25 protein-coding genes are annotated in these 13029 nt (G+C 41.5%); all 25 read right to left on the bottom strand.

Annotated elements, in window-relative coordinates; translation table 11 throughout:
* Positions 1 to 59 precede the first annotated feature (59 nt).
* The 25 genes from rpmJ to rplC all read right to left on the bottom strand — a co-directional run bounded on the left by rpmJ (position 60) and on the right by rplC (position 12979).
* Entirely contained in the window at positions 60 to 173 is a 114-nt protein-coding gene (rpmJ, locus tag LI074_RS09775) for a 50S ribosomal protein L36 (protein WP_003497809.1), read from the bottom strand.
* Between the two features lie 558 nt (positions 174 to 731).
* On the bottom strand, positions 732 to 950 hold the full coding sequence (gene infA / locus LI074_RS09770; protein WP_005428560.1) for a translation initiation factor IF-1: 219 nt from the start codon (positions 948 to 950) through the stop codon (positions 732 to 734).
* Positions 951 to 975: 25 nt separating this feature from the next.
* Entirely contained in the window at positions 976 to 1731 is a 756-nt protein-coding gene (map, locus tag LI074_RS09765) for a type I methionyl aminopeptidase (protein ID WP_008707279.1), read from the bottom strand.
* Between the two features lie 32 nt (positions 1732 to 1763).
* Positions 1764 to 2408, bottom strand: coding sequence for an adenylate kinase (locus tag LI074_RS09760; protein WP_008707277.1), 645 nt, complete (start codon positions 2406 to 2408; stop codon positions 1764 to 1766).
* Between the two features lie 69 nt (positions 2409 to 2477).
* A complete protein-coding gene (gene secY, locus LI074_RS09755) occupies positions 2478 to 3794 on the bottom strand; it encodes a preprotein translocase subunit SecY (RefSeq protein WP_008707275.1) in 1317 nt (438 codons plus the stop codon).
* The gene (rplO, locus tag LI074_RS09750; protein ID WP_008707274.1) at positions 3794 to 4234 is read right to left on the bottom strand and encodes a 50S ribosomal protein L15; all 441 of its coding nucleotides are present in this window, start codon (positions 4232 to 4234) and stop codon (positions 3794 to 3796) included. The genes secY and rplO overlap by 1 nt, the downstream gene beginning before the upstream one ends.
* A 143-nt stretch (positions 4235 to 4377) precedes the next feature.
* On the bottom strand, positions 4378 to 4560 hold the full coding sequence (gene rpmD / locus LI074_RS09745; RefSeq protein WP_008707273.1) for a 50S ribosomal protein L30: 183 nt from the start codon (positions 4558 to 4560) through the stop codon (positions 4378 to 4380).
* Between the two features lie 15 nt (positions 4561 to 4575).
* Complete coding sequence (gene rpsE / locus LI074_RS09740; protein WP_008707272.1) at positions 4576 to 5085, bottom strand: 30S ribosomal protein S5; 510 nt, start codon at positions 5083 to 5085, stop codon at positions 4576 to 4578.
* Positions 5086 to 5103: 18 nt separating this feature from the next.
* Positions 5104 to 5472: a 50S ribosomal protein L18 gene (gene rplR / locus LI074_RS09735; RefSeq protein ID WP_008707271.1), complete on the bottom strand. Its 369-nt coding sequence runs from the start codon at positions 5470 to 5472 to the stop codon at positions 5104 to 5106.
* A 17-nt stretch (positions 5473 to 5489) separates the two neighbouring features.
* A complete protein-coding gene (gene rplF / locus LI074_RS09730; RefSeq protein ID WP_025579624.1) occupies positions 5490 to 6029 on the bottom strand; it encodes a 50S ribosomal protein L6 in 540 nt (179 codons plus the stop codon).
* 88 nt (positions 6030 to 6117) lie between these two features.
* Positions 6118 to 6519, bottom strand: coding sequence for a 30S ribosomal protein S8 (rpsH, locus tag LI074_RS09725; protein ID WP_008707269.1), 402 nt, complete (start codon positions 6517 to 6519; stop codon positions 6118 to 6120).
* A 143-nt stretch (positions 6520 to 6662) separates the two neighbouring features.
* Positions 6663 to 6848 (bottom strand): type Z 30S ribosomal protein S14, encoded by a 186-nt coding sequence (locus tag LI074_RS09720; protein ID WP_008707268.1) that lies wholly within the window; start codon positions 6846 to 6848, stop codon positions 6663 to 6665.
* 15 nt (positions 6849 to 6863) lie between these two features.
* Positions 6864 to 7403, bottom strand: a complete 540-nt coding sequence (gene rplE / locus LI074_RS09715; protein WP_008707267.1) for a 50S ribosomal protein L5 — start codon at positions 7401 to 7403, stop codon at positions 6864 to 6866.
* Positions 7404 to 7424: 21 nt separating this feature from the next.
* The gene (rplX, locus tag LI074_RS09710) at positions 7425 to 7736 is read right to left on the bottom strand and encodes a 50S ribosomal protein L24 (protein WP_008707266.1); all 312 of its coding nucleotides are present in this window, start codon (positions 7734 to 7736) and stop codon (positions 7425 to 7427) included.
* A gap of 11 nt (positions 7737 to 7747) precedes the next feature.
* Positions 7748 to 8116, bottom strand: a complete 369-nt coding sequence (gene rplN, locus LI074_RS09705) for a 50S ribosomal protein L14 (RefSeq protein ID WP_008707265.1) — start codon at positions 8114 to 8116, stop codon at positions 7748 to 7750.
* 13 nt (positions 8117 to 8129) lie between these two features.
* Entirely contained in the window at positions 8130 to 8384 is a 255-nt protein-coding gene (rpsQ, locus tag LI074_RS09700; RefSeq protein ID WP_008707264.1) for a 30S ribosomal protein S17, read from the bottom strand.
* Positions 8385 to 8399: 15 nt separating this feature from the next.
* On the bottom strand, positions 8400 to 8609 hold the full coding sequence (gene rpmC, locus LI074_RS09695; RefSeq protein ID WP_020994114.1) for a 50S ribosomal protein L29: 210 nt from the start codon (positions 8607 to 8609) through the stop codon (positions 8400 to 8402).
* On the bottom strand, positions 8599 to 9036 hold the full coding sequence (rplP, locus tag LI074_RS09690; RefSeq protein ID WP_008707261.1) for a 50S ribosomal protein L16: 438 nt from the start codon (positions 9034 to 9036) through the stop codon (positions 8599 to 8601). The genes rpmC and rplP overlap by 11 nt, the downstream gene beginning before the upstream one ends.
* Positions 9036 to 9692 carry a 30S ribosomal protein S3 gene (gene rpsC, locus LI074_RS09685; RefSeq protein WP_008707259.1) on the bottom strand — a complete coding sequence of 219 codons (657 nt, stop codon included), beginning with the start codon at positions 9690 to 9692 and terminating at the stop codon, positions 9036 to 9038. The genes rplP and rpsC overlap by 1 nt, the downstream gene beginning before the upstream one ends.
* Positions 9693 to 9703: 11 nt before the next feature.
* The gene (rplV, locus tag LI074_RS09680) at positions 9704 to 10093 is read right to left on the bottom strand and encodes a 50S ribosomal protein L22 (RefSeq protein ID WP_008707257.1); all 390 of its coding nucleotides are present in this window, start codon (positions 10091 to 10093) and stop codon (positions 9704 to 9706) included.
* A gap of 88 nt (positions 10094 to 10181) precedes the next feature.
* Entirely contained in the window at positions 10182 to 10463 is a 282-nt protein-coding gene (rpsS, locus tag LI074_RS09675; protein WP_008707255.1) for a 30S ribosomal protein S19, read from the bottom strand.
* 15 nt (positions 10464 to 10478) lie between these two features.
* Positions 10479 to 11324: a 50S ribosomal protein L2 gene (gene rplB, locus LI074_RS09670; RefSeq protein ID WP_008707253.1), complete on the bottom strand. Its 846-nt coding sequence runs from the start codon at positions 11322 to 11324 to the stop codon at positions 10479 to 10481.
* Positions 11325 to 11405: 81 nt separating this feature from the next.
* Positions 11406 to 11705, bottom strand: a complete 300-nt coding sequence (gene rplW, locus LI074_RS09665) for a 50S ribosomal protein L23 (protein WP_008707251.1) — start codon at positions 11703 to 11705, stop codon at positions 11406 to 11408.
* Positions 11705 to 12325, bottom strand: coding sequence for a 50S ribosomal protein L4 (rplD, locus tag LI074_RS09660; RefSeq protein WP_008707249.1), 621 nt, complete (start codon positions 12323 to 12325; stop codon positions 11705 to 11707). The genes rplW and rplD overlap by 1 nt, the downstream gene beginning before the upstream one ends.
* Positions 12326 to 12346: 21 nt before the next feature.
* Positions 12347 to 12979, bottom strand: a complete 633-nt coding sequence (gene rplC / locus LI074_RS09655; protein WP_008707247.1) for a 50S ribosomal protein L3 — start codon at positions 12977 to 12979, stop codon at positions 12347 to 12349.
* Positions 12980 to 13029 lie beyond the last annotated feature (50 nt).

Genomic DNA, 13029 nt, shown 5'->3' with positions numbered 1-13029 from the left:
ACAACCCTTCCGGGCGTCTCACACTGCAGCCGCACGTTACACAAACTTTAAACCGTCAATCAACCCTGACGCTGTTTGTGTTTTGGATTCTCACAGATTACTCTGATAGATCCTTTTCTTTTAATGATCTTGCATTTTTCGCAGATCGGCTTTACAGATGATCTTACTTTCACTGGAAATCCTCCTTCCGTAAATTCATTAAAATCTGCAGTTTTTTGAGCGCACAAATACAATATACTCATGCGTTCGGCTTATATACTATCACAGCAAAATATAAAATGCAAGCACTTTTTTGAATAAAATCACATTTTTTCATTTTCTCCCCCATTTCCCCCAATCATCCATCTATAAAAACTAGTTTTAATATCTATTCCGGAGCATGTTTGAAAAATCACAGCTAAACCTTCCCACTGCCAACACACAGCGTAGAAAAATAATTCATTTCATGTGCATTTGCAGGCATCTTAGATATTCTTAGGCGAAAAAAATCTGCGTTATGAGCCGACTGTATCACTGTCTGAGCGAAGTTTGCAACGGAGCGAGTTTGATAAGGCGGCTCATGCCTTTAGCAGATTTTTTTCACCTTAGAATATCTTAGATGCCGAAACCGCACATGAAATGAATTATTTTTATACGCGTCCTTTTTACGCGTCCCTTCCGGCACAAAAAAAGAGAACCAGATCCCTCCAGCTCTCTTTCTCATCACTGCACCAACTGCAGTCCAATATTTCTTACTTATCTCTCCAGATAATCCTGCCCTTAGACAGATCATACGGAGACAATTCAATCGTAACTTTATCTCCGGGAAGAATACGAATAAAATTCATACGTAACTTACCACTGATATGTGCAAGCACCACATGTTTGTTCTCCAGTTCCACTTTAAACATCGCATTAGGCAGCTTTTCCAGAACAGTGCCTTCCACTTCGATTACATCTGCTTTTGACATTTTAAACCTCCTGTATGTCGTCCAATTATTTCGTAAGAGTCAGAATCTCCGGATCTCCATCTGTAATAAGAATCGTATTCTCATAATGAGCAGAAAGAGAACCATCCATAGTTACAACAGTCCACTCATCATCCAGCCATGCCACATCTGCACGTCCCAGATTGATCATAGGCTCTACAGCAAGTGTCATACCCGGCATCAGACGAACTCCTCTTCGCTTCTGCGGAAAATTCGGGATCTGCGGATCCTCATGAAGGTGAGTGCCGATTCCATGTCCAACCAGGTCGCGGACAATCCCATAATGATATTTGGCAGCATGAGCACCGATTGCCTTGGAAATATCATTCAGATGATTTCCCGCACGTGCGGCCTTGAGTCCCTCAAAGAAACACTCTCTGGTCACATCCATCAGCTTACGTGCCTGCGGTGAAACTTCACCGACAGCATAAGTCCTCGCTGCATCAGAATGATACCCCTTATAAATAAGACCGGCATCAATCTTTACAAGATCTCCCTCCTGAATGATCTTCTCTTCAGACGGGATCCCATGAACTACCTCATCATTCAGACTGATACAGAATGACGCCGGAAACCCTCCGTAGTTCAGGAAATTCGGGATGCATCCCAGATCACGTATCATCTGTTCTCCGATACGGTCAATCTCCTTTGTGCTCACTCCCGGTTTAATGTAAGGGATCAGACCATCATGCACTTTTTCAAGCAAATGACCTGCCTCCCTCATAAGTTCAATTTCATGTTCTGTCTTGATAGAAACCGACATTTTACCTCCAGATGGTGTTTAAAAACACCCAATTACTCTCCCAGGATGGCAACAATATCTGCAAATACTTCTTCAAGATCTTTTGTACCATCCACTGATTTTAAAATTCCCTCTTTAGTATAATAATCGATCAGCGGCTGTGTCTGCTCATGATATACGTTAAGACGTTTCTGAACTGTTTCAGGCTGGTCATCATCACGAAGCACCAGTTTCTCTCCACAGGTATCACAAACGCCCTCAACCTTCGGTGCTGCATGTACAACATGATAAGTAGCACCACATTTCAGGCAGGCACGTCTTCCGGACATACGGTTTACAATATTAGAATCCGGAACATCCACATCGATTGCATAATCAACTTTACTTCCCAGTTTGTTCAGAGCCTCTGTTAAGCACTCTGCCTGAGGAATTGTTCTTGGAAAACCATCCAGCACATAACCATTTGCTGCATCCGGCTGTTGTATTCTGTCCACAACCAGATCACAGGTCAGTTCATCAGGTACGAGAAGTCCCTGATCCATATAAGTTTTTGCTTTTTTACCCAGTTCTGTTCCATTTTTAATGTTTGCGCGGAAAATATCTCCGGTAGAAATATGCGGAATCTGATATTTCGCAGCAATTTTCTTCGCCTGAGTTCCTTTTCCTGCCCCCGGTGCACCCAACATAATGATTTTCATAAGTTATACCCTCCGTTTTCTTTTTTAGCAAATCAAGGCTGTGATGCCATGCACCACAACCTCTCATTTTTAATTGTTCAGAAAGCCTTTGTAATTACGTACGAGAAGCTGTGACTCAATCTGTTTCACAGTTTCGAGGATAACACCAACAATAATGATGATAGATGTACCACCGAATGAAACATTCGCTCCGAACACACCATTAAAGATGAACGGAATCACGCACACAATGATAAGACCTACTGCACCTATAAATATAATATAATTTAAGATATTAGTCAAATAGTCTGACGTAGGTTTTCCAGGACGAATACCCGGAATAAATCCACCCTGCTTTTTGATATTATCTGCAACTTCCAGAGGATTGAATGTAATGGAAGTGTAGAAATATGCAAAGAAAACACAAAGTACGATGTAAAGAACCAATCCCCATGTATACTGGAGCTGTTTCGGATTACACCAGTTATTGGAAGAAAGACCACGAATAATCTCACTTCCGATTCCTGTACCATTACCTTTTCCTGTTAACTGCGCAATGACAGCCGGGAAAGACATAATGGAGGATGCAAAGATTACCGGGATAACACCGGCGGTGTTAACCTTCAGCGGAATATTGGTGGACTGACCGCCCATCAGCTTTCTTCCAACCATTTTCTTGGAATACTGAACCGGAATTCTTCTCTCTGCTCCGTTAAGGATAAGTACCAGAACTACTACCAGAAGAATAACGGCTGCAATGATCAGTCCTGCAAGAGTACCCTTTGCAATCGTTTTTCCTTTAATAAAGTTCTCATACAGTAATGTCAGGTCGCTTGGTACTCTGGAAATGATATTAATGGTAAGTACGATGGAAATACCATTTCCAACGCCTTTTTCCGTAATACGCTCACCGAGCCACATCAGCATAGCTGAACCGGCTGTAAGGCAGGCAACAACTACAACACCTTTAAAGAAGTCCAGATTCGGAATCATACCCTGACGTCCGAATCCGATTGCCATTGCGATTGACTCAAATAAAGCAAGACCTACGGTCACATAACGTGTGATCGCAGTCATCTTCTTTCTTCCCTCTTCACCATCTCTCTGCATTTCTTCCAGTGCCGGAATTGCAATGGTAAGAAGCTGAATGATAATGGAAGATGTAATATATGGTGTGATGTTTAATGCGAAAATTGACATTCTTTCAAATGAACCACCGGTAAATGCATCAAAGAAATTGAATGCATCACCGGCATTGCTGCTGAACCACTGTTTGAAGAAATCACTGTCAACTCCCGGTACCGGAATCTGGCAGCCGATACGGATGATAAAAATCATCCATATCAGATACAACAGCTTGCGTCTCATTTCTTTCACTCTAAAAACATTTTTAAGAGTTTCAAACATTAGATCACCTCTACTGTACCACCAGCAGCTTCAATTTTTGATTTTGCAGTCTCGCTGACAGCATTTACTTTGACATTAAGTTTCTTTGTCAGCTCACCGTTTCCAAGAATTTTAACGCCATCAGCGATCTTGGAGATTGCACCGCTTGCAAGTAAGCTTTCTGCTGTAACTTCTGCACCATCTTCAAAACGGTTCAGTACGTCAACGTTGATTGCAATAATCTCTTTTGTATTTCTGTTTTTGAATCCTCTCTTAGGCAGACGTCTGTATAAAGGCATCTGACCACCTTCAAATCCCGGTTTCTTGTGACCGGAACGAGCTAACTGTCCTTTGTGTCCTTTACCGGCTGTTTTACCGTTTCCAGAACCATGTCCACGGCCTCTTCTGAAGTTATCGCTGTGCTTAGAACCTTCTGCTGGTCTTAAGTTTGATAATTCCATGTTGGCACCTCCTTATTATTATTTCAAATCTATAAGTTCAGATTGTATTGTGTCTGAATATGTTTCTGTATGCTCCTGCCATTCTCTGCGAATAACAGGTTCATATCAGATCCATATCAGAATTCTCTCTGGTTAAATCGCAATTAAGCTTCTTCAACCTTTACCAGGTGCTGTACCTGCTGAATCATTCCTCTTGTTGCTGCGTTATCCGGCATTTCAACTGTTTTGTGCATTTTTGTAAGACCCATAGCTGCAACAGTTTTTTTGTGTTTCGGAACTGCACCAATAGGAGATTTTACTAATGTAACTTTTAATGTGTTTGCCATTTTTGTATTTCCTCCTTAAGCCAGAATCTCATCAACAGATTTTCCGCGAAGTCTAGCAACTTCTTCCGGAGTTTTTAACTGTCTTAAGCCTTCGATTGTTGCAAGAACAACGTTCTGTTTGTTTCTGGATCCCATACATTTTGTACGGATGTTTTTGATACCAGCTAACTCGATTACCGCACGGGCAGGACCGCCGGCGATAACTCCAGTACCTTCCGGAGCTCTCTTCAGAAGCATTTCAGCGCTTCCGTATTTTCCAACGAAGTCATGTGTAATAGAGTTGTTTTCGTCTCTTGCTACTGTTACTAATTTCTTAATAGCATCCTCTTTTCCTTTGCGGATCGCTTCAGGAATTTCGGCTGCTTTACCTAAACCTGCACCAACGTGTCCGTTGCCGTCACCTACAACAACTAAAGCTGTGAAACGGAAGTTACGACCACCTTTAACAACCTTGGTAACACGCTTGATTGATACTACTTTATCTTCTAATTCTAACTGACTAGCATCAATAAGATTACGTTTCATGTGTTTCGCTCCTCCTTATTAGAATTTCAGCCCAGCTTCTCTTGCTGCGTCTGCCAGTGCTTTAACTTTACCGTGGTAGATATAGCCTCCTCTGTCGAAAACAACGCTTTCGATGCCAGCTTCAACAGCTTTCTTACCAATAACGGTTCCTAAATGTGCAGCAGCTGCTACATCATCAGTGTTCTCTAACTCAGCTCTTACTTCTTTCTGAAGAGTAGAAGCAGATACTAAAGTTTTTCCTACAGTGTCATCAATGATCTGAGCATAAATATGCTTGTTGGAACGAAATACTGCTAAACGTGGTGTTGTTGCAGTTCCGTTTAAATGATGACGTAATCTTCTATGCTTATTCTCACGAATTTTCGCTCTAGATGCCTTATTTACCATTTTCTCACCCTCCTGAATTATTTCTTACCAGTCTTACCAACTTTACGTCTGATAACTTCATCAACATACTTAATACCTTTACCTTTGTATGGCTCAGGTCTTCTCTTGTCTCTGATCTCAGCTGCAAACTGGCCGACTTTTTCTTTGCTGATACCGGATACGATAATCTTGTTACCATCTACTTTGGTTTCGATTCCGTCTGGATCTTCCATTTCTACCGGATGAGAATATCCAAGGCTAAGCACAAGCTTTTTGCCCTGTTTTGCTGCTTTATAACCTACACCGTTAACTTCAAGCTCTTTTGTATAGCCTTCGCTTACACCAACAACCATGTTGTGGATCAAGCTTCTTGTTAAACCGTGAAGAGATTTCATTTTCTTTAAGTCGTTTGGTCTGGATACTACTACATGACCATCTTCGACTTTGATTTCCATTTCTGTAGGAAGTGCTCTTTCGAGAGTTCCTTTTGGTCCTTTTACAGTTACTACGTTGCCTTCAGCGACAGTTACTTCTACGCCTGCAGGAATAGCAACCGGAAGTCTACCAATTCGTGACATATGTTTGTCCTCCTTACTTAGATTATCGGAGAGGATGTTTCATCCTCTCTGTTTTCAGTTTGTTCTCTATAAAAAATCTTGGTTCAAATTACCAAACGAATGCTAATACTTCGCCGCCAACCTGAAGTTTACGAGCTTCTTTATCAGTAATAACACCTTTGTTTGTAGAAAGAATTGCGATTCCAAGTCCACCAAGAACTTTTGGAAGCTGATCCTTACCTGCGTAGATACGAAGACCAGGTTTGGAAATTCTCTTTAAACCAGTGATGATTTTTTCGTTTTTGTCTTCACCGTATTTCAGTGTGATATGAAGAGTTTTAACAACTCCATCTTCAACTAAATCATATTTTGCAATATATCCTTCATCAACAAGGATGTTAGCAATTGCAGTTTTCATTTTGGATGCCGGAACATCTACTGTGTCATGTTTTGCAGTGTTTGCGTTACGGATTCTTGTAAGCATATCTGCGATTGGATCGCTCATTGTCATGTTAGTTTCCTCCTGTTATTCAGACTTTACATGTGCATATATATTAATTGTTTACATTGTTACCTGTTTTATCATAAATCTCGTTTGGACATATGATCGGACTGATAAATCAGCCGATCGTTTATTTTATTTAAATCCGGTTCCTACCAGGAAGCCTTCTTAACACCCGGGATCTGTCCCTTGTAAGCTAATTCACGGAAGCAGATTCTGCAGATTCCGTACTTTCTTAAAACAGAATGTGGACGTCCACAAATATTGCAACGTGTATATTCTCTTGTGGAGAATTTCTGTTTACGCTGCTGTTTGATTTTCATTGCTGTTTTAGCCATGAATCGTTCCTCCTATTATTTTGCAAACGGCATATTGAATAATGTCAGTAATTCACGAGCTTCTTCATCAGTCTTAGCTGTAGTAACGAAGATGATGTCCATACCTCTTACTTTGTCAACTTTGTCATATTCAACTTCCGGGAAGATCAGCTGCTCTTTGATACCCAGAGCGTAGTTTCCACGACCATCGAATGCGTTCGGGTTAACACCACGGAAGTCACGTACACGAGGAAGTGCAAGGTTGATCAGACGATCAGCGAACTCGTACATTTTTTCTCCTCTTAATGTAACTTTACAACCGATCGGCATACCCTCTCTGATTTTAAAGTTAGCGACAGATTTTTTAGCTTTAGTAGCGATTGCTTTCTGTCCTGTGATAAGTTCCATATCTGCGATTGCAGCATCAAGAAGCTTAGCGTTTTCTTTGGCTTCACCAACACCCATATTGATTACGATCTTGTCGAGTTTTGGCACTTCCATAACATTTTTGTATCCAAATTTTTTGGTCATGGCATCCATGATCTCATTTTTGTACATTTCTTTTAATCTACTCACTTGTCATGCCTCCTCTCTTAATTAATCGATAACCTTACCGGTCTTTTTAGCAACGCGGACTTTTTTGTCGCCGTCCATCTGGAATCCTACTCTTGTAGCCTGTCCATCAACAACCAGCATAACGTTGGAGATGTGCAGTGGAGCTTCTTTTGTAATGATTCCGCCCTGCTGATTTGCAGCAGATGGTTTGCTGTGTTTTGTAACTTTGTTGATATTCTCAACAACAACGGTATTGTCTTTTGCGTTAACTGCAAGGACTTTACCCTCTTTGCCATTATCTTTACCAGCGATAACTTTTACAGTATCACCTTTTTTAATTTTCATAGCTGACATTAGGCACCCTCCTATAATACTTCCGGAGCTAAGGAAACGATCTTCATGAATTTCTTTTCACGAAGCTCTCTGGCAACTGGTCCAAAGATACGTGTTCCTCTCGGAGTTAAGTCGTCTTTAATGATTACGGCAGCATTTTCATCGAAACGGATGTAAGATCCGTCTTTACGACGAGCGCCTTTTTTAGTTCTAACTACAACAGCTTTTACAACGTCACCTTTTTTAACAACGCCGCCTGGTGTTGCATCTTTAACAGTAGCAACGATTGTATCGCCAATGCTTGCATATCTTCTTGTAGAGCCGCCCATAACACGAATACAAAGGATTTCTTTTGCACCAGTGTTGTCGGCAACTTTCAGTCTAGTTTCCTGCTGGATCATACTGGTTTCCTCCTTATTTAACTTTCTCTACGATTTCAACCAGTCTCCATCTTTTATCCTTGGATAACGGTCTGGTTTCCATAACTTTTACGGTATCACCGATATTGCACTCATTGTTTTCGTCATGAGCTTTTAATTTATATGTTCTCTTCACGATCTTTTTGTAAAGAGGATGTTTTACATGGTCTTCAATAGCAACTACAATGGTCTTGTCCATCTTATTGCTGACAACCTTACCCACGCGGGTTTTTCTCAGATTTCTTTCCACGATAGTTTCCTCCTATTATTTGGAAGCGTTAGCCTGCTCAGTAATTACTGTCTGGATTCTTGCAATGTTCTTGCGAACCTCTTTAATGCGGCTTGTATTCTCTAATTGATTAGTTGCATTCTGAAATCTCAGATTGAAAAGTTCTTTTTTAGCAGCTACTAATTCTTCATTTAATTCTGCAGCTGATTTTGCCTTTAAATCTTCCACGAATTTATTAATTTTCACTGTTATCACCGCCTTCTAAGTCTGCACGAGAAACGATTTTACATTTACATGGTAACTTGTGCATCGCAAGACGTAATGCTTCACGAGCGATTTCCTCGGAAACGCCTGCGATTTCGAACATTACACGTCCTGGCTTAACAACTGCTACCCAGTATTCGAGAGCACCTTTTCCGGAACCCATTCGTGTTTCTGCTGGTTTCGCTGTTACTGGTTTATCTGGGAAAATCTTGATCCAAACCTGACCACCACGTTTGATATAACGAGTCATAGCAACACGGGCTGCTTCGATCTGGTTGGAACGGATCCAACACGGTTCGGTTGCAACAAGTCCGAATTCACCATAATTGATCTTATTACCTCTAAGGGCTTTTCCTCTCATGGAGCCACGGAATTGTTTACGACGTTTTACTCTTTTTGGCATTAACATTATTTATCGCTCCCTTCCTTAGTTCCTTTTGTTGGAAGTACTTCGCCATTGTAGACCCAAGCTTTTACGCCAACTTTGCCGTATGTTGTGTCTGCTTCTGCGAATCCATAGTCAATATCTGCACGAAGTGTCTGAAGCGGGATAGTTCCTTCGCTGTAGAACTCTGTACGAGCCATATCAGCACCGCCAAGACGTCCGGATACGGATGTTTTGATACCTTTAGCTCCGGCCTTCATTGTTCTCTGCATTGTAGATTTCATAGCACGTCTGAAAGAGATACGGTTCTCAAGCTGAAGTGCGATATTCTCTGCTACTAACTGAGCATCTTTGTCTGGTCTCTTTACTTCTTTGATATCTACGATAAGTTTCTTGTCTGTGAATTTCTTTAATTCAGCTTTAACTTTTTCGATCTCAGCTCCGCCTTTACCGATTACGATACCAGGTTTAGCTGTGTAGATGATGATCTTAACTCTGTCAGATGCTCTCTCGATCTCGATCTTGGAAACACCTGCGCTGTATAATTTCTTTTTAAGGAATGTTCTGATGTTGTAGTCTTCTACCAGGTAATCAGCGAAGTCTGCATCAGCATACCATCTTGAATCCCAATCCTTGATAACACCGACTCTAAGGCCATGTGGGTTAACTTTCTGTCCCATGCTTTTCCTCCTTATCTTTCATCCAGCACGATGGTGATATGGCTTGTTCTCTTCTCGATTCTGTAAGCTCTACCCTGTGCTCTTGGCTGAATTCTCTTCATTGTAGGTCCTTTATCTGCATAGCAGGCTGCAACGTAGAGGTTGTCTGCATTCATTCCATTATTGTTTTCAGCATTTGCAATTGCTGACTCAAGAAGTTTCTTGATAACGCTGGAAGCGTATCTTGGGTTGTATGTTAAGATACCAAGTGCTGTCTGCACATCTTTACCGCGGATTACATCTAACACGTAGCAGGCTTTCTGAACAGAAATTCTTGCATAAGATAATTTTGCAGACGGTCTTGTCTCTCTATTACTCTCATTTCTGGCTCTTTTTATCTGGCTTCTATGTCCCTTTGCCATTTTAAAGTGCCTCCTTTCCTCTTTCTCTCAATATCAGGTTAACCTGTCCGCTGTCTTGTGGGCAGCAGACAGAATATAAAGTCAAATACTAGCGAACTCCGGATTTCTTTTCGTCTTTTCCGTGTCCTCTGTAAGTTCTGGTTGCAACGAACTCACCGAGTTTGTGGCCAACCATATCTTCTGTTACGTATACCGGCACGTGTTTTCTTCCGTCATGGACAGCGATTGTGTGTCCTACGAAGGACGGGAAGATTGTAGAACGGCGTGACCAGGTTTTGATAACGGATTTGTCATTTGCAGCGTTTAATGCGTCTACTTTTTTAAGTAAGCTGGCATCTGCAAAAGGTCCTTTTTTCAGTGAACGAGACATGCTTAATCCTCCTTATTATTTCGATAATGCTTTTCCATCGCGTCTTCTTACGATGAGCTTGTTGGACGGTTTGTTTTTCTTTCTTGTCTTCAGACCAAGAGCAGGTTTTCCCCATGGAGTACATGGACCTGGACGACCGATACCGGTCTTTCCTTCACCACCACCATGTGGATGGTCATTCGGGTTCATTACGGAACCACGAACAGTAGGTCTGATACCCATGTTACGTTTACGTCCGGCTTTACCGATGTTAATCAGGTTGTGATCTCCGTTTCCGACAACGCCTACAGATGCGCGGCATACAATCGGAACCATTCTCATTTCACCAGATGGCAGACGCAGTGTTGCGTATTTGCCTTCTTTAGCCATTAACTGAGCGCCGTTTCCAGCAGAACGAACCATCTGTCCGCCCTTTCCAGGATGAAGCTCAATGTTGTGTACCATAGTACCAACCGGGATAAGCTCTAATGGTAAGCAGTTACCAACACGAACTTCTGCATCAGCTCCGTTCATAACTTTCTGACCTACTTTTAAGCCTTCCGGTGCAAGGATATATGCTTTCTCGCCATCTACGTAAGAGATTAAAGCGATGTTTGCTGTTCTGTTTGGATCATACTCGATGGAAACTACTGTTGCAGGGATTCCATCTTTTCTTCTCTTGAAGTCGATGATTCTGTATTTTCTTCTGCTTCCGCCTCCGCGGTGTCTAACTGTAATCTTACCCTGGTTGTTACGTCCAGCGTTTTTCTTTAAAGACACGGTAAGAGATTTCTCTGGTGTAGATTTTGTGATCTCTGAGAAATCGGAACCAGTCATATGTCTTCTAGACGGTGTATATGGGTTATAACTTTTGATTCCCATTTTTGTTCTCCTTTCGAATTTGTTCTCGTGCTTTCGTGCACATATTCGCAATAACCTATGTTATCACTCGCTATCTGTTAATTAAAGTCCTTCGAAGATTTCGATATCTTTGCTGTCTTCTGTCAGAGCTACGATAGCTTTTTTGGTTTTAGCAGTTGTTCCAACTGTCATACCACGGCGTTTTTTCTTTCCATCCATATTCATGGTGTTAACGCTCTTTACTTTTGTTCCTTCGAACATTTTCTCTACAGCTTCTTTGATCTGAGATTTATTTGCTTCCGGATGAACTAAGAAAGTGTATTTCTTTTCAGCCATTGCATTCATAGATTTTTCTGTAATCACTGGTTTCTTGATTACGTCATAGTACTTGATATCAGCCATTATGCATATACCTCCTCGATGGATGCTACAGCATCTTTGGTTACGATTACGGTGTTGTGGTTCATAACATCGTATACGTTGATAGTACTTGGAGTTGCAGTCTGAACATCAGTGATGTTTCTTGCGGAAAGGATTACGTTCTTGTCATCTGTTGCTGTGATAACCAGAGCTTTCTCAGCTTTCAGGTTTGTAAGAACTTTCTGCATTTCCTTTGTCTTAACATCTGCTAATGTAAGAGCATCAACAACTACTAATTTATTGTCCTGAACTTTGGAAGTCAGAGCAGATTTTAAAGCAGCTCTTCTTTCTTTCTTGTTCATTTTTACTTCATAATCTCTTGGTACCGGAGCGAATACAACACCGCCGCCAGTCCACTGTGGTGCACGGATGGAACCCTGTCTAGCATGACCTGTTCCTTTCTGTCTCCACGGTTTTCTTCCGCCGCCGCTTACTTCAGAACGTGTTTTAGCTTTCTGAGTACCCTGGCGATTATTTGCAAGCTGACGAACAACAGCAAGGTGAACAAGATGCTCATTGACTTCTACGCCGAATACTGCATCATTCAGTTCCATTGTTCCAACTTCGTTGCCTTCCATATTATAAACAGTTACGTTTGCCATTTGTGTGCTCCTCCTTTCTTATTATAAGGACTTTACTGTCTCTTTGATAGTAACCAAAGATTTCTTAGGTCCTGGAACAGCACCTTTAACTAACAGTAAGTTATTTTCTGTATCTACGCGTACAATCTCAAGGTTCTGTACAGTAACCTGAACATTTCCCATATGACCTGGCATGTGTTTTCCTTTGAATACCTTGCTCGGATCAGAACAAGCACCATTGGAACCTGCATGACGGTGATATTTAGAACCGTGAGCCATAGGTCCTCTTGACTGACCATGTCTCTTGATCGCACCCTGGAAACCTTTACCTTTGGAAACAGCTGTTGCATCAATGTGATCGCCGTCTGCAAAGATATCAGCTTTAATTTCCTGTCCTACTGTATATTCAGCAGCGTTATCAAATCTGAACTCTTTAACGAATCTCTTTACTGCAACGCCAGCTTTGTCAAAGTGTCCTTTTTCCGGTTTGTTAACAAGGCTTTCTCTGATGTCTCCGAATCCAACCTGAACTGCTTCGTATCCATCGTTCTCTTCTGTCTTAACCTGAGTTACGACACAAGGACCAGCCTGTAAAACTGTTACCGGAATCAACTGGCCGTCTTCATTGAAGATCTGAGTCATTCCGACTTTAGTAGCTAAAATAGCTTTCTTCATTCTTTCTTCCTCCTTATAGCGGATTACCGATTACCGGCAATCATATAGTA

It is taken from the genome of Blautia sp. MSK18_10 (assembly GCF_020553185.1).
GTDB classification, from domain to species: Bacteria; Bacillota; Clostridia; order Lachnospirales; family Lachnospiraceae; genus Blautia_A; species Blautia_A wexlerae.
Note: the sequence above shows the minus strand (reverse complement) of the source record. Positions and strands in the feature narration are given on the sequence as shown.